Origin of the sequence: Flavobacterium cupriresistens, assembly GCF_020911925.1 — a bacterium.
Taxonomy (GTDB): Bacteria; Bacteroidota; Bacteroidia; order Flavobacteriales; family Flavobacteriaceae; genus Flavobacterium; species Flavobacterium cupriresistens.
On record NZ_CP087134.1, the window covers coordinates 3,952,780 to 3,969,864 of the forward strand.

The following is a 17,085-nucleotide window of genomic DNA, read 5'->3' on the forward strand; positions in this document are numbered from 1 at the left end:
AAATGGATTTTTTTATTGTTTGCTTATTCATAGACAAAATAGGAGAACGTTAAGAATCATCAAAAAAAGTCTCGCGCAGATTCTAGCGCAGGTGAAATGAATAAAAAATCTGCAAAATCTGCAGAATCTGCGTGAAAAATTATCTCAACAAAATGACATTGTCTTTTCTCCTAAGAAATATAGTTAAAATCAAACATTAAATATCTTTAGCCAAAATATACTGTGTTTCTTTCGGCTAAAGCCAACTCTAACCCCTAAATCATTTACCTCCAGCTAAAGCAGGAGGCAATTCAAATGGTAACAGATTCAAATAAGAATAATTAACTACAACTTCAATTAATTATACTATTCAATGTTCACTCTGGATGATATAATGAAATCTATTTGATCTGTGAAATCTGTGGCAAAAACAAAAAAAAGGCCAAAGATGTTTACTAATTCTCAAATGCAATCTGAGAATTGTTTAAAAACAAAAAACCATTTCAAAATAAAATCTTGAAATGGTTTTTGCAATAAAAACGATGTGTTTCTTAGTTCACACGTTTTACAGAAAGTTTGTCTAAGCAGAAATAAGCTGCTGTATTCATTCCATACACTAAATCAGAGTCAGTTGAAGCCATTTGGAAAACAAGGTATTTAACATTCCCTAAACTTTGAAGATCTGATGTACTTACATTGATCCAACCTGTTGGCATTACTAAAGATCCTCCAGTATAATCAGCTAATGAGCGTACGATTGGGCTTGTCACCACTCCGCTTGCGTTAACTCCATAGATTAACAATTCAAAATGATCTCCTGATGCAAAAGCTCTTGCGAAACCATCTCCGTACAGACAACCGTAGTAAGGCCATGGGTGCATGTTTACTTTTAGTCCTTTCACCTGGTATGATGCTGTGTTACCAATTTTAATCCAGTTAGAGAAATTAGCTTCACTAAAAGTAGTACCTGCCGGATTTTTAGGATCTGTATAACTAGACCAGTACGCTAAAATAAATGGATCTCCTGTTGTTCCCGGAGTTCCTGCAGCAATTGTACCAGCAGTTCCTGAACCACTTCCTGCCATAGTTCCCCATTGATTCGCTACCCATCCGTTAGATCCGCCTGAACCTGCACCTGATCCGAAATTGGTAATATTATTTACGTTTGACACGATAAATCCATCCCAGTAATTATATCCTGATGATACGGCAGTGTGAGCAAATGTAAAGATGTCTACAGTAAGTTTGGTGTTAGACACATACGTATTCTCCCAGTATTTACCACCGCTTGTTGTTGTACCGTTGGTTAATAAGGCACTTGTAAGATTAAGAGTGGTTGTGGTTCCTATTGCAGGATCTGTAACCGCTTTCTTTCCTGTTACACTTGTATTGTATTTTACAGCACTTGAGCTGTCATTCATTAAGGCATCGTCTTCATTGTTACAAGACGAAAGCCCTAAAAGCAATCCTACGGTCAAAAAATAAACTACTTTTTTCATTATTTATAAAAATTAAGGTTAATATTCATGGTTAATTGTATTGAAATCTTTTTTTTTAAAATAGGGAGCTCTTTAAATTATTTGCCTGTTGTAAAATTCAAATCTTCCACTTCTTTAAAGAAATTGGTCAGTAAATCTGAAGCTCCGATTTCTATTAATGTCGGCACATACACTTTTACAAAATCGACTCCCGGTAAATGCACTTTGTTTCCGTTGCTGTCAACAGCCCAGCTAATATCAATTGAAGGGTCTTTAATTCCGCCGTACCCCCACTCAAAAGTGCCTACATTAAATGCTTTTCCTGAACCGTCACTTACATCTTTTACAGGCAAAGACACTTTTGTACCTTTTACCGTATAAGAATCTCCCATCCATTGCGGATAGTAATTGTTATACTCCCCTCTTGCTGTTTTTGTGATAAAGCCGTTGGCGCTCTTATTGTCGTTCCACTTAAGATACTCTTTGTCAAATTGCCAGTCTAAAGCGCCTGCTACAGGTACTTTATCCGGATTAGGTCTGTGGTAGGTTACTTCGTAATTCTTAACGGTTGAAGATTTGCGGTATTCACTTCCTGCAATTTCATACCATTCATTATCGTCAGCGAGTCCGTTTTTATTAGCATCGTAGGCAACGTATACGCTAACAGGAGTAAATTTTACAGTTGAACTGCTGTTCATTCTAATTGTGAAGTCACGTTTTCCGTAGGTATTAATTACCGTATGGTCAAAACCAACACTAATAGAACCACCAAAAGTACCCAGGGGGATCATGCTTTCTTCCATAAGTTCTTCGCGAACTCTTTCTAAAACTTCTGCCTTTGTTGCAAATTCATAATTATCCATGCCATAGTGTGGAGAAGGCAAATAATCCAGAAGCGTTAATGCTTTTGAATTGTAAGTTTTACCCGTTTCCGAAACCGTAACTTTAGTCGAAGCTTGTTTGACTACTTTATCTACCGTTACTGTGAAATCTACGGTGTAGTTGTTTGCTAAAGGAGCTATAAAATGTAAAATTTTCGCATCACCGATAACCGAATCTTTAGTCGCTCCGGCTTTATCGGTTACCTTTAAGGTCCATTTGTATTGCGGAGTGAGTCCACTACCGTTTTCGATTACAACTTCGGGATTTACCTCTACTGCTTTGTATCTTTCTACGGTGTAATCTGCTTTTAAGCTTAATTTGATGGTGGGATCCACAGCTGGTTTTGGATCAATACTTACAGGATCCTCTTTTGGGTCGTCGGAACTACAGCCGAAAAAAGCATTGAAAGCCAACACATACAAACTATATTTTATATACTTTTTCATATCCTTATTCTTTTTCTTTTACTCTTTTTAGGTTGTATTTTTTTAATAAATGAAGATCTCCTGCTCCAGAAAATTTAGTCGCCATAGAAGACTGTTGAATGCATAATCCCATTGGTTCACTCACACAGTTCACTACTTTTATAAAATCTATACCGGGAAGATTTACTTTATTTCCTTTTTTATCAACTGCCCAATCAATGTCTATATCCGGGTTTATTGCATTCACATAACCCCACTCAGGAGCTGTGAAATTCCATAAAGTAGTCTGTGTAGGACGTACCGGTTTGAAATCAACATTCAATCTAATTCCTTCAAAAACAGTCGTTCCTTCGGCAATCCAGCTTGGGTAGTATTCTTTTTTAGTTTTGGCTCTTGGCAGGTAATACGATTCGTTCTGATTGTTCTCACAGAATAAATGTTCACGATCTGAAAAAGGATCATTCGGACCACTTACAACTACAGGTTTGCCTGCTGCCGGTCTATGGTAAGTAATTTTAAAATTCTTGATGGTAGTTTCCTTAGCATGACTGCTTCCTGCAATTTCAAACCATTCGTCCTCGTCCGGTTTTCCATTTTTGTTTTTATCATAAGCGATATAAATAAGTCCGGGTGCTGGTGGATTTCCTTTATCGGTTAAAACACCTCCGTAAACTCTAAAATCTTTTTGTCCCGGAACATTTACAACTGTATGGTCAAATCCAACTGTAATCGATCCTCCAAATCCACCTAAATCAATCGGATAACCAACACTGGTTTCGTTTATCCTTCCCAAGGCAATTTTCATTACGTCAGCTTTAGTGAATCCGGTCGTATACAAATCATTGGCAAACATGCCCGGTGCAGGATTAAAATCATAAATAGCAGTTATATAAGGATTGTAATTTTTAACTTCATTGGTTACGTTTACAATCGTTTTTTTACTTGCTTTTTTATCTGCTTCTTTTACGTTTAGAGTAAATTCATATGCCCCAGCGTATATGGCAATAAATCTTAAGTCTTTTGTATTTCCAACGATAGAATCTGTCTTTTGATTGACTGGATTTTTTGTCATTACCCATTCATAAGTCGGAGCACTGCCTTTAGCGGAAGCTGTAATATCTAAAACATTAAACGCGGCTACTTCATACTTATCCTGAAGTGTAATTGCTATTGGGTTTGCAACCTCTGCTTCAGCTTTGTCATTATCGTTACTGCATCCTATGCACAAGAAGGCAAAGGCAAGCAACAATAAATGGCTAACATTTTTTTTCATAATTTCTGATATAATAATTTTGGTTTATATTCTTTGTTTAAGGTCTGGTTGCGATATTTTCACCCAAAAGATGCAAATCTGTGGCACCCATTATTTCTGTCGAAGTTTCGCCTAACCATCCGGCTTGTTGGTTAAGACCGTTGTATACTTTCACAAAATCTATCCCTGGAAGATGAAGTTTCTTTCCGTCTTTATCGATTGCCCAGTCAATATCAATTCCGGAATCATTGTCGTTGTTTGGAGCATTATCTGCGTAGCCGTATAAAAAGGCATATTGCACGAAGTAACTTCCTTTACCACTTTCATCAACGGCATTATCCGGTAATCTGGTGCCTTTAAAAGTGATCGACTCCTGATTTCTAAGCCATTTTGGCCAGTAATCTAAAGAATGATTATAAGCATTATTTTGCACTAGATACCCGTTTTTTCCCTGATTGTCTTTCCAGTAGATGTATTCCATATCTACAAATCCTACACTTCCTGTTGTACCACCCGGAACTGGTATTTTGTTTGGATCAGGTCTGAAATACGTGATTTCGTAATTGTGAATCGCTTTCTCCAATTTATGACCTGCTCCTTCTATTTCGTACCATTCGTCGTCAGGAAGACCATTTTTGTTTTTATCATAAGAAACCATTATTACGCCAGCTTCACTGCTTCCTCCGCGCATAGTAGCGTCTGGTTTTGGATTCGCTTCTGCCCAAAATGCATTTCCTAATACTCTAAAATCACGTTTGCCTTTTATGTTCACAATAGTATGGTCAAAGCCGAAAACAATGTAACCTCCAAAGGCACCCAGCGAAAGCAAGTCTCCATTTTTCTTAGCCAGATAACTATTGGCTCTGCTCAGGATCTTTTCAAAAGGTTCTCCGTCATTGGCGGCTGGTAAATCATTTATGAATTGTCCCGGAGCGGGTTTGAAATCAAATACTTTGGCGATGTACGTTTTAAGTTCTTTGGTTTCTTTACTTACATTTACTTTCGCTTTTTGGGTCTGTACATTCCCTTTATCGTTTATAGTTACTGTTAATTCGTAAGTACCCGTTTCTGTTGCTGCAAATAAGGCTTCTTTTGCAGTTGCGTTAGCTAAAGAATAATTTTCTGATGGTGCTGTGGTTACGCTCCAACTATAGGTGGCTTCTGTGCTTACGATCCCTTTAGAAGTTACCGTTACTATTGCAGCCCTTTGTACGCTATACCCGGAATCATCTTGTCCTGTATTCCCGTTCTCTTTACTTTCGTCACCACCGGAACAATTTACAAGCAACAATACTGCCGGCAAAAGCAACACCAATCGGAACTGTTTTAAAGCTATTTTTAACATAATTTGGTTGTTTTAGTTTTTTAATATAAAAGCAATATGCGCGGGAATATTTCCTGCTGTTGTTTTCCATTTTAATTTGCCTTCAGGCGTGAAACAATAGATGTAGCCTGTCACCACATAATTCTGAGCGTCTGAAATGTATATTTCTTTGGTTTCCGGATTTACCTGAAGCCCATACGGAATCATAATCTGTTTCTCTGTTCCGTCTGTGATGATCTGATTGCTGATGATCTTTTTAGTTCTCGTGTCTAATATGCCATAACTTACCTTATTACTATTCGTGAGATAACTCCATGAAACACCATAGAAATAGAGCAAATCATCGACGATACACATTCCGGAAACCGGAAAGTCCAATTGCATTTTTTTCTCGTCAGTTTTGGTGTCGATAACAAAAAGGTTTGAAGGTGTATCATAATAGTCACCGCGGGAACTCACATAAATATCACCACGACTGTCTATTTGCATACTAAAGAGATTTATACCCACGTCTATTTTTTTGACCTCAGTAAAGGTTTCCAGATCAATTACAGATACAGTTCTGTCGTAATTAGGTACACGGTAACCTCCTGAATTTGCTACATACAATTTGCCATTGTGTACGACCATTTGTTCCGGTTGATAGCCCACTTTTACTTTTCTTTTTATTTCTAATGTCGTAGTGTCGATCTCGGCTACAAAGCCAATTTCGGCATTGGGATCAATAGCTACGGGGCCTGAGTAGGAACTCACATAAGCCTTATTTTTGTAGAAAGCCATATAACGGCAATTGGGGACATCAATTTTTTTGATTCGTTTTGCTGTCCACTTGTCTATTACTTCTATTTTGTTCGAGCAGTTTATCACGGCGTAAACCTTGTTCCCGTATATTTTTATATCATTACCTACGTCTCCTAACTCTTTTACAACTGTCGGATTGCGTTCAGAATAAATATCGGTTGTATAGTTTCCGGTCCTGTAATTAAAGATGTCTATACTGGCCCTGTTCATCCCCATATTACCTTCGTTAAGGAGGTAAAAACCTTCTATTTTTCCGTCATTTCTTGGTGCGGCAACATTTTTGTCTGAGGATAGAAAAATGGTTTCGTCTTCTCTGCAGGAAGTAAAAGCAAGAGCGATAAATAAACTTAGCAGTATTTTTGAAAGGTTCTTTTTCATAGCGCAATACTTATTATAAATTTAAACGTACGACCCGGCATAGGGTAATTGTAGATCACCTCATAGTGTTGATTGAATGCATTGTTAACTTCTACAGTTCCTTTAATTTTATAATTTTTAACTGCGAAAGCTTTCTGTACCGAAAAATCGTGGGTGTACCAAGGCTGTACTTCATTAACCTTTATGTTGTTTACGTTTCCATTAAAACGTTTCCCTACATAGATATAACTGTAGTTGAAGTTCCATGATTCGTAGTTGGCGTTTAGTATTCCCGATCCGCTGTGCCAAGGCGTATAGGGGATTTGGTCTCCGTAAGATGAAATTTCTAAGCCTGCGAATTTTGTATAATCTCTGCTTTCAGAATAGGTATAAGTCAGATTGGCGACTAAGTTTAGTTTGTTAAAATGAGTTCCCATATTCAGAACAGATTCGACTCCTTTTCCTTTAACTTGTCCGATATTGGTCATCATCCAGCGGAATAAATTTCCGGTTGGTGCTGCTACGATCTTATCTTTGGTATTGGTATAATAACCGTCAACCTGAATCGAAAAGGCATCAAAAAAACCTTTCCCTACAGGCAAATTGTAGGTAAAACCAAGGTCGTACTGGTTCATATATTCCGGTCTCAAAGTACTGGAGCCAACCATGGTGTAATACAAATCATTAAAAGTGGGCATTCTGAAAATACGTTTTGCAAACGCTCTTAGATTAAAATCATGTCCTTTAAATGGAGTGTAACCCAAAAACAACGCAGGTGTTACTTCTGTTTTATCCGGAGCTTTTGCATTGTAGCGGACCTCTTCTTGTACATGCGTGCCTACAAGACTTCCCAAGACTTTAAGTCCTCCAAGTCGGTACGAACTGGCAAGAGAAACTAAGGCCGTATAACGTTGTGGATAAGAAAATAAGGTTTGGATTCCTTTTCTTGTTGCATTTAATCGGTTGTATTGCAAATCTGTGGATAATGACACATCCCACGTTGGCGTTATACTGTACATATTAACAGCGGAGAAATAGATTTCCTGTTGGTAGTAACTATCGTCGGATTGGGCGCCTTCGGTTACTGTTTCTCCTAAAATTTTGGTCGTATCTCGAGCAACATAATGTGTGTAATCGTAGCCGTATTTTGCTCTGGCCTGAAATTTATACTTCTCGCTAACTTCTTTCACTAAGAAAGCCTGAGCGAAAAAATTCTTATCATATTGCCTGAAACCGTCTTTGAACTTATTCGCCACAATAGCTCCCGGTGCTCCCCTATCTGAATCGTAATAATACACCTTGGCATCCCAGGAACCTTTATTTATTTTCCCGTAAAGCCCTGATTCTACTCTTAAAGCTTCAATATCACTGTTCATTCGGGTCGCTGTAGTATCATAAGCCAAAGAACCATCCTGATTGTTTCTGGTGTATCTGTATTTGTACTGCCCATTAGACTTGATGTATTCCGAACTTACACTCATGCTTACTTTATCGCTCAACTTCTGTTCCCATCGGAATGAAGGATTGATATAGTTGATAGACATCGTTTTGTAACGTACTAAAAGATTCGTTTTTTTTGTGCCTTCAAAAACAGGTCGTTTCGTTCTTAAGTAAATCGTAGAAGCCGCAGCAAAGTCTTTGGCAGATTGAAATATTTCGCTTTTTTGTCCGTTGTACATGGTTAAAGATTCCATGTCGTCTAAGGAATATTTCCCTAAATCTGTAACTCCGTTTTGTGCATTACCCAGTTGAATTCCGTCATAAAAAACACCTACATGATGGGTTCCCATATTACGTACATCAACCGTTTTAAGGCCACCAAGTCCGCCATAGTCTTTGATTTGGGTTCCTGCAAAATACCGTAGTGCGTCGGCAACGTTATGACTGGCCAGGTTTTCGAGTAATTTCCCTGAAAGCGTTTGTACGGGAATTACCTCCTGATAGGGTTTTGATTTTAAGATTACCTCCTTTAAAACCCGTAAACTGTCCTTTTTTACCTGAGCTTGAGGTAAAAACGGGATCAATACAATAAAAAAGAATACAAGCGTTTTTGTGGTATTATGCATCACTGATTTTATTAAATAAACTTTCAGAGATGTAAATAACAAGAAGCAATAAGACACATTCCGACTATAAAAATAGCAGGGAATATTCTTGTTCTTCAACTTTATACCACGAAAGTCTTAAACTATGTGATTATGGCAGGTCTCCTGACTTATTCTATCTTTAAATCAGCCTTCCCATCGCTGTAGCAAACAGTGGCATTAGAAACGTTTAAAGACTTATATAGAACTTACAGTAGCGGGTCTGCTCAGGATTTACACCTGATTCCCTTTTAACTATTCTCTAAAAAAACTTAGAAAAATAGACCAAAATCTGCGGCAAATATACAATTATCTTTATAATATTAAGAACTATTTAATACAATTGCTCTTACCCTAATAAAATAAAAACATCTTCCGAGTGAAAAGACTTTTAATTACTGGTATCTTATTGAATCCAAATAAGTAGAAAACAACAAAAAAAAATAAAACCAAAAAGCCGAAAACGTAAGTTTCCGGCTTTTTAAATTTTTGGAATTTGGAATTCACATTATTGTCATTTCGACGAAGGAGAAATCACACACGCTGAGCACGCACTGTATGGAATATTGGATGTAATTTCTCCTTCGTCGAAATGACGAAAAAAACAAATTAGCGTTTGGAATTTGGAATTCAGACTATTCATTTCTAGGTACGAGAAATCACAATAGTATTTTCGCTTAAGAAAGGAAAATCTTTGTCGAGTTACGTGTGTGATTTCTCCTTTGTCGAAATGACAAAAAAAGGGGCTGAAATTCCAATACTAAAATTCCAAGTTCCATACTTCTCCCAAATGTCACCCTGAGCGAAGTCGAAGGCTTATTCCCGAAATCGCCTATCTTTTAAACATAATGCCTCTAAATTCGAAATGACAAAAAAAAACAAATTAGCGTTTGGAATTTGGAATTTCAAATATTAAATTTTAACTCCTCTTATCCGGTCTGATAATCATTCTCAAAGACTGATCTCGTGCAAAATAAGCCACCATCCAGTTCCAGAACGTATTCAGTCTGTTTCTATAAGTAATCAACGATATTAAGTGTATAAACAACCAAATAATCCAGGCGAAAAATCCTTTAAAATGCCATTTTGGACTTGGTAAATCTACTACCGCTTTATTTTTCCCTATAATAGCCATCGAGCCTTTATCGTTGTAAGTAAAAGCTTTAAGAGGTTTGTTGTGAACCATCGCTTTAAAATTCTTAGCCAGATTTAACCCTTGTTGAATGGCAACCTGAGCTACCTGAGGATGCCCGTCGGGGAATTTTTGATCTCCGGCTAAAATAGCAGTATCGCCAATGGCATATACATTTTCAAGACCATTCACTTTATTGTATTGATCCGTTGCCATACGTCTGCCACGACCATAACTTTCTGTTGGAATACCCTCAAAAAGTTTAGCCGAAACACCGGCTGCCCAAATTAGATTTTTGGTCTGAATCGTTTCTCCGTTAGCAAAATGAACGGTATCATTAATATAATCGGTAACACGGCTGTTTAGTTTTACTACAACTCCCAGTTTGGTTAACGCTTCTAAAGTATCTTTTTGTGAAGCTACACTCATTGGAGCCAGTAAAGCATCTCCTCCGTCTACTAAATAGACATTGCTGGCAGATGTTTCTAATTCCGGATATTCTTTGAGTAATATATTTTTACGCATTTCAGCAAACATTCCTGAAACTTCCACTCCGGTAGGTCCTCCACCGGCTACCACAATCGTTAGTAATTTACGGCGTTTGCGAATATCTTTGGTTATAGCGGCTTTTTCGAGGTTTTTAAGCAACGTATTTCGCATTTCGATGGCATCATTTAAGGTTTTCATCGGAATGGCGTTTTTCATCACGTTTTCCATGCCAAAATAACTAGTTTCTGCTCCTGTGGCAAAAACCAGATAATCGTAGCTCAATTCGCCATTGTTTAAGATTACTTTATTCTCTGCAGGAACTACAGAAACCAGTTCTCCTAAACGAAATTGAAGGTTCTTTTTGCCTGCAAAAAACTTTCTATAGGGATAACTAATGCTGGAAGGTTCCAGAAAAGCGGTTGCAACCTGATATATTAGTGGTGGGAAAAAATTGTAATTGTTCTTGTCTACAAGTGTAACTTGAATTTGAGGTTGATTTACAAGTTCCTTCGCCAGATTTATACCTGCAAACCCACCTCCAATAATGACTATTTTCATATATATTGTTTTACGAATAAGATAATTTTCTTTTAAAAATCACCTTAAAAGTACAATATAATTAAACAGCTACAAAGCCAACATATCTTACTTTTTGAATTTTTTAACAGGTTTTTCAACTACATCGATTTTGTTCTGCAAAACATAATTTGCTAACAGTTTTTCAATCAACTCCTCTTTGGTTAAATGATGAAAAACAGTTTTCACTTTTGTTTTTAATTCAGCAGAAAGATCATGATTCGGTTTGGTTTTGAAAATTTGTTTTGCCCAAAGAAGTGTATTGTTCTCCTCTAAACTTACTGCTGTTGGTTTTTTAAATTCAATGAATTTTAAATCCAATTCTTTTTCAAATTCAGCAATTTCAGCCACTTCCTCCTCTTGCAGAACGGTTAAAGAAAGTCCTTTTGCACCTGCTCTGGCTGTTCTTCCACTTCTGTGAACGTAAGCTTCGTAAGTATCCGGTAAATGATAGTTGACTACATAAGAGATTTCTTTTACATCTATTCCTCTGGCAGCCAAATCTGTAGCAACCAAAATATTGATATGTCCTTCACGAAATTGCTCCATAATTCGATCACGAATTCCTTGTGACAAACTACCGTGAAGTGCTCCTGAAGAAAAACGGTTTATAGCCAGATTTTTAGCCAGTTTGTTTACTGCTGCTTTGGTTTTACAGAAAATAATTCCGCGTTCCCCTTCTCTGGAATTCAAAAAGTGCATTAGTACATCCAATTTTTCAATCGGATCAACCACTATGTATTCGTGATCAATTCCCTGATTACCAATTGTCTCCATATTGGCACTAACCTGAACTACATCTTTGTGTAAATAATTCTGAACCAGTTGCTTAATTGTTCCGGGCAAAGTAGCTGAGAACAATAAAGTACGGTGTTTTTTAGGCAATTCGGCAATGATTTCGTCTAAGCTTTCTTTTAGAATAGAGACCATTTCGTCCGCTTCATCTAAAACCAAAAATTTTGTTTGTTTTAAGTCAACAGCTTTGCGTTGAATCAAATCAATTAAACGTCCCGGAGTTGCTACAACAATATGGGTTGGTTGTGCAAGACGTTCCATTTGTGGTTTTATTGGGATTCCACCACAAGTAGCTGCAATAGAAAGATTTGGAATGTGTTTTCCAAAATCTTCCAGATTTCTGAAAATCTGATGTCCAAGTTCTCTTGTTGGCACCAAAATAACAGCCTGAACAATTGGCGATGTGGTATCGATCAATTGCAATAATGGCAATCCAAAAGCTGCTGTTTTTCCGGTTCCGGTTTTGGCTAAACCTACCAGATCGTGAGTTTCAGCCAAAAGAAGCGGAATCGTTTTTTGTTGTATTTCTGTTGGCTCAACAATATTCAATTCGCTTAACGCTTTTAAAATTGGCGCTGAAATTCCTAATTCTGAGAATGGTTTAGACATGTTTTTTTTATTTTAAATTTATGAGTTTAGATTCCGGATTTACCTCTGGTCTCTAAATTATTGAACCATTAAGGGATTAAGTTTCATTAAGCGTTGAACTTAATTTTTCTAAATACCTTAATGGTTTATTCTTGAATGAAATTCCAATTTTTTAAATTCCAAATTCCAACTGAGGGGCGCTCGCTTCGACTTCGCTCAGCGGGACAACCTGAAACTTGAAACTTGAAACCTGAAACTTAGAAACTTTCGCTACTCTCAGTCCGGCTCGTTCATGATTTTCTCGCGGTATTTTTTACCGATTAGCAGAACCATTTTTAGTTTGTAATCGTCAACCAGCCATTCGCGGTAGTTTTTACTACATTGACTTAGACATTTTGCGTAACGTTTGATACGGCAATCGATATCGTCATCTAATTCTTTACCAAGAGATTTTGCTTCTTGCAAAGTTTCTGTATTGTCTACACACATTGAAGCGTGTTGCTCTAGTGATTTGTCTAATACTACTTTTGAACGTAAGTTTTGCTTGATGATTAGTTTGTGCTCTTCATCAACATCAAAAGTTACATCTGCAGTTTTACTGAATTTTGCGCGTAATTCCGGTGGCATGCTGTATTTGAAATACAATTCAATTTCCGTATCATCACGAAGGTTTTCAAGGTAAAACTCAGGGGATTTAAAGATGTGTTGCCAGTTTACCGGCTCACTCCATAAACCAAAACGAGCAGCATTATTACCTAAATCGATTACTGTAAACTCGTCTTTACCAGGTAATTTACGAGATCCACGACCAATCATCTGGTAGTATAAAGTTAATGATTTTGTTGCTCTGTTTAAGATAATAGTTTCAACTGTTGGCTCATCAAAACCTGTGGTCAAGATTCCAACCGATGTTAAAATCGCGTCCGGAGTCTTTTTGAACCATTGTAAGATGTCTTTACGTTCTTCAGAACTACTTGTATTATCAAGGTGTCTGATGTCGTAACCTGCTTCTCTAAACGTTTCATATACATACAATGAGGTATGAATACCATTATTGAAAATCAAGGTCTTTTTTCCTAACGAACGTTCTGTATAAGCATGCAAGAGTTTTTCCTGCATGATGGTGTTGGTATATAAATCGTCAGATGATTTTACGGTGTAATCTCCATTAATACCCACTTTAAGCGACGTTAAGCCTACATCATAACTGTATGTGGTAGCACGCGCCAAAAATCCTTTGTCAATCAATGAACTAATGGTATCACCCACAATAAGTTCATTATAACTTTGGTGCATTGGTAATTTTATATTCGAACTCAAAGGAGTTGCTGTTACTCCAAGAATAAAAGCGTTTTTGAATGAGTTTAATAACTTACGGAATGAGTTGTAGTGTGCCTCATCGATAATAACCAAACCAATGTTGTCAAGGTGTAGCTTCTCGTCGTTGATACGGTTTTTTAAAGTCTCAACCATTGCCACAAAACAAGAAAAATCGTTCTGATCCGGTAATTCTTTTACTTTACTATTGATGATTTTATTTGAAACTCCAAAGCCTTTCAGCATTTTCGAAGTCTGTTTGCAAAGCTCGATACGGTGGGTTAAAACAACTACTTTTTTATCATTATTAGCCAAATAGCGACGAACGATTTCAGAAAAAATTACTGTTTTTCCTCCACCGGTCGGTAATTGATATAATAAGTGATGTTGAGTAGGAGCATTGTCTAAACGATCAAAAATGGCATCGATGTCACCTTTTTGGTATGCATAAAGTTCTTTTTTCTCTTCTCTTTCTATTTCTAAAGTGTTTTGAGACATTGTAAATTTTTGGATTTTTGCAAAAGTACACCTAAAAAACAGTTTTTCATCTTATTTTAACTTAAAATAAATGATTCTTTTTAATAAGATTTTTTATAGGAAGTGTTTTTATTGGTCGATTTTCTCCAAAAGTATCTCAAATTCGTAGCTGTTTTTCCACTTTTGTTGCATTGTTTCTTGGTAAACAGAAACGATTCTGGTCTTAAATTCACTCAAAATACCATTAGAAATGGTAAAATGCACGAGCTGCTCAAAAGAATTCAACATGCTTTTAAAAAACAATTCCTGCTTGATCGGGTTTTGAGCGGAATAAGTTTGTGCGATTTCAATATTATACAGCATCACATCTGCAATTACAAACGGATCAACTCCCAGTGAAATAAAATGTTTGATGTATTTCTGTGCCACAGAGCGACGCATTTTTGCTTTTGGCCGCCTCTTGGCCTGTGGCTTTTTTATCGGAAAATATTCCTGCGAAATCTTAACCTTACACTCCTGTAAAAGCTTATCTTCTTTTGGATTAAAAGCAAAATCATAATAGGTTTTTACGGGACTGAATTTCTCATACAATTCGATAATTTGTTCTTCGAGTTGTTCTTTATTTAATTCTGCCAAGTATTTTTTTAAATCACGTTTACTCATTATCAAAGTTTAAGATTGTAAAAGTAAATTACTTTTGGGTTTCATACTCATAATGCCGACGATAATACTTAATTTTGCCTGTATAAACTCAAAAAACAAATACATGCTCAAGATTTTTAAAGTTACCGCAATTTTAGAAGGAATCTCTTTTTTAGTATTAATAGCCAATATGCTTTTTCTTAAAACAAACAATCCGGAACTCTACCACACTATAGTGCGCCCTTTCGGAATGGGACATGGCGTGTTATTTATTGCTTATGTTGTCTTAGCCTTTTTATTGAAAAAATCTCAAAACTGGGATTTAAAAACTTTCGCCATCATTCTAATCGCTTCTTTAATTCCTTTTGGAACTTTTTATATTGAAAAAAAATATTTAGAGCACAATGCATAAACTTTTGGATAAAATATTTAATTCTTTATATCCTGTTTTTAGAGATTGGGGAATGAGTCGCAACTTTGCGTCTTATGTCAGCCTGATTTTTAATATCATCATCTTGGTGGTGCTGGCTTATATTATTTATTATGCCGCCAAGTTTCTTTTGGTAACGTTGACAGCTGTTTTTGCGCAACGTACCAAAACAAAATTTGACGATTATTTAATTCAGAATAAAACAACGAGATATACCGCTTATCTGATTCCGTTTTTTTTCATTTTTAAAGCCGTTCCCGTAATCTTAGATAAATACGAATACTGGGAATCTATTTTTGGAAAAATTGTTGGGGTTTATATTGTTTTGCTGGGTCTATGGATCGTTCGCACCATTTTTAATTCCCTACGCGATTATTTAAAGCAAAAACCGGAATACAGCGACAAGCCAATTGACAGTTTTGTTCAGGTCATCATGATCGTACTTTGGATTTTTGGTGTTGCCATTATTATTTCGAAATTATTCGGAATAAAACAAGGCGAATTACTGACTATCTTAGGGACGCTTTCGGCGATTATCATCTTGATATTCAGAGATACTATTTTAGGATTTGTATCGAGTGTTCAGGTAGCCATAAACGACATGGTTCGAATTGGTGACTGGATTACAATGGATAAATTTGGCGCTGATGGTGATGTTATTGAAATTAACCTGACAACGGTAAAAGTTCGAAATTTCGACAATACCATAACCACAATTCCAACCTACGCTTTGAGTTCCGATTCCTTTCAGAACTGGCGCGGGATGCAAAAATCAGATGGAAGACGTATCAAAAGGCATGTTTTAATAAAGAGCAGCAGCATTCGTTTTCTGAACGATGAAGATCTGAATCAGATGAAAAAAGTACAGCTGATTAGCCCTTATATCGAAAGCAGACAGGCAGAAATTGAAAAATACAATGATGTACGCGGTATAGACAAAACTTTAGCGCTAAACGGCCGAAACATGACGAATCTTGGATTGTTTCGCAAATACATCATGCAGTATTTAATTACGCATCCAGGACTTAATAAAGACATGCATATGATGTGCCGTCAATTGCAATCTACTGCTCACGGTGTTCCGTTAGAGATATACGCTTTCTCAAGTGATAAACGTTGGGCCAATTACGAATACATCATGGCCGATATTTTTGACCACGTCATGGCTTCTGTAGAATATTTTGACCTTGAAATCTTCGAACTGCCTTCTAAGATAGGACATCTCGATTAGATATTTTTTTTCTAAACCATATAAGTTATATAAGTTCATATTAATTGGAGTCAAAAATAAGCGCAAAGCTTAAATGGACTTATGTAACTTATATGGTTTAAAACCTCGTCTTTTCTCTAATCTTATTTCTTTATAAGTCATATAAGTTCATGTAAACTGGAGTCAAAAAATTAGCGCAAAGCTTAAATGGACTTATATAACTTATATGGTTTAAAACCTCGCCTTTTCTCTAATCTTATTTCTCTATAAGTCATATAAGTTCATGTAAACTGGAGTCAAAAAATTAGCGCAAAGCTTAAATGAACTTATATTAACCGGAGTCAAAAATAAGCGCAAAGCTTAAATGGACTTATATAACTTATATGGTTTAAAATTTAAAAACCTTTCCTTACTGTTTTACCTCTTCAAAGACAAATCTTCCGTTCTTGTAATCTATCGGTACATCGGGAACATAACAAGGGAGATTCATATAGGTACCTACTACTCCACTTCCTAAAATCAGTTTGTTGTCTTTTTTAAGGAGTGCCAAAGGAACCCTTTTCCAACTACCTCCAAAGGTGATGTAATGGTAATCTCCGCGCAAGATATTTTCTTTAATATCTCCTCTTACATCTCCGGAGTCTTTTCCGATTTTGTAATGCAAGATTTCGTATCGCCCATAAAATCTCTTATTATTCATTTTTAACCGCAGAATTGCAGTGTCTTTGTTATTTACAGCGCGGTATAAAACACTTCTGTACGAGTCCTGACCTTCTTTTGAATTGCAGGATAATAAAACGACAACAACTAATAAAGAAACAATTTTAAGGGCTTTTACCATTACTTA

13 protein-coding genes and 1 riboswitch are annotated in these 17,085 nt (G+C 36.5%); of the genes, 2 read left to right on the forward strand and 11 right to left on the reverse strand.

Annotation, left to right across the window (positions count from 1 at the left end):
* Positions 1–530: 530 nt before the first annotated feature.
* The 10 genes from LNP23_RS16740 to LNP23_RS16785 all read right to left on the reverse strand — a co-directional run bounded on the left by LNP23_RS16740 (position 531) and on the right by LNP23_RS16785 (position 14,619).
* Positions 531–1,478 carry a DUF4465 domain-containing protein gene (locus LNP23_RS16740; protein ID WP_230002058.1) on the reverse strand — a complete coding sequence of 316 codons (948 nt, stop codon included), beginning with the start codon at positions 1,476–1,478 and terminating at the stop codon, positions 531–533.
* A gap of 77 nt (positions 1,479–1,555) precedes the next feature.
* Positions 1,556–2,785 carry a hypothetical protein gene (locus LNP23_RS16745; protein ID WP_230002059.1) on the reverse strand — a complete coding sequence of 410 codons (1,230 nt, stop codon included), beginning with the start codon at positions 2,783–2,785 and terminating at the stop codon, positions 1,556–1,558.
* 4 nt (positions 2,786–2,789) lie between these two features.
* The gene (locus LNP23_RS16750) at positions 2,790–4,037 is read right to left on the reverse strand and encodes a hypothetical protein (RefSeq protein ID WP_230002060.1); all 1,248 of its coding nucleotides are present in this window, start codon (positions 4,035–4,037) and stop codon (positions 2,790–2,792) included.
* A gap of 37 nt (positions 4,038–4,074) precedes the next feature.
* Positions 4,075–5,361, reverse strand: coding sequence for a cell surface protein (locus LNP23_RS16755; RefSeq protein WP_230002061.1), 1,287 nt, complete (start codon positions 5,359–5,361; stop codon positions 4,075–4,077).
* A gap of 12 nt (positions 5,362–5,373) precedes the next feature.
* Positions 5,374–6,519 carry a DUF5074 domain-containing protein gene (locus LNP23_RS16760; RefSeq protein WP_230002062.1) on the reverse strand — a complete coding sequence of 382 codons (1,146 nt, stop codon included), beginning with the start codon at positions 6,517–6,519 and terminating at the stop codon, positions 5,374–5,376.
* On the reverse strand, positions 6,516–8,564 hold the full coding sequence (locus LNP23_RS16765; protein ID WP_230002063.1) for a TonB-dependent receptor: 2,049 nt from the start codon (positions 8,562–8,564) through the stop codon (positions 6,516–6,518). Before LNP23_RS16765 ends, LNP23_RS16760 begins: the two co-directional genes overlap by 4 nt.
* Positions 8,565–8,681: 117 nt before the next feature.
* Positions 8,682–8,887, reverse strand: a riboswitch (cobalamin riboswitch).
* 614 nt (positions 8,888–9,501) lie between these two features.
* Positions 9,502–10,761, reverse strand: a complete 1,260-nt coding sequence (locus LNP23_RS16770) for an NAD(P)/FAD-dependent oxidoreductase (protein WP_047777475.1) — start codon at positions 10,759–10,761, stop codon at positions 9,502–9,504.
* Between the two features lie 87 nt (positions 10,762–10,848).
* The gene (locus LNP23_RS16775) at positions 10,849–12,183 is read right to left on the reverse strand and encodes a DEAD/DEAH box helicase (RefSeq protein ID WP_047777471.1); all 1,335 of its coding nucleotides are present in this window, start codon (positions 12,181–12,183) and stop codon (positions 10,849–10,851) included.
* A 255-nt stretch (positions 12,184–12,438) separates the two neighbouring features.
* A complete protein-coding gene (locus LNP23_RS16780) occupies positions 12,439–13,977 on the reverse strand; it encodes a DEAD/DEAH box helicase (protein ID WP_047777470.1) in 1,539 nt (512 codons plus the stop codon).
* 108 nt (positions 13,978–14,085) lie between these two features.
* A complete protein-coding gene (locus LNP23_RS16785; RefSeq protein ID WP_230002064.1) occupies positions 14,086–14,619 on the reverse strand; it encodes a DUF6155 family protein in 534 nt (177 codons plus the stop codon).
* 103 nt (positions 14,620–14,722) lie between these two features.
* Between LNP23_RS16785 and LNP23_RS16790 the strand changes: the two genes are divergently transcribed.
* Positions 14,723–15,010 (forward strand): DUF3817 domain-containing protein, encoded by a 288-nt coding sequence (locus LNP23_RS16790; protein WP_047777466.1) that lies wholly within the window; start codon positions 14,723–14,725, stop codon positions 15,008–15,010.
* A complete protein-coding gene (locus LNP23_RS16795) occupies positions 15,003–16,259 on the forward strand; it encodes a mechanosensitive ion channel family protein (protein WP_230002065.1) in 1,257 nt (418 codons plus the stop codon). The genes LNP23_RS16790 and LNP23_RS16795 overlap by 8 nt, the downstream gene beginning before the upstream one ends.
* Positions 16,260–16,647: 388 nt before the next feature.
* On the opposite strand, the gene LNP23_RS16800 is transcribed toward LNP23_RS16795, so the two are convergent.
* On the reverse strand, positions 16,648–17,079 hold the full coding sequence (locus tag LNP23_RS16800; RefSeq protein WP_230002066.1) for a hypothetical protein: 432 nt from the start codon (positions 17,077–17,079) through the stop codon (positions 16,648–16,650).
* Positions 17,080–17,085: the final 6 nt, after the last annotated feature.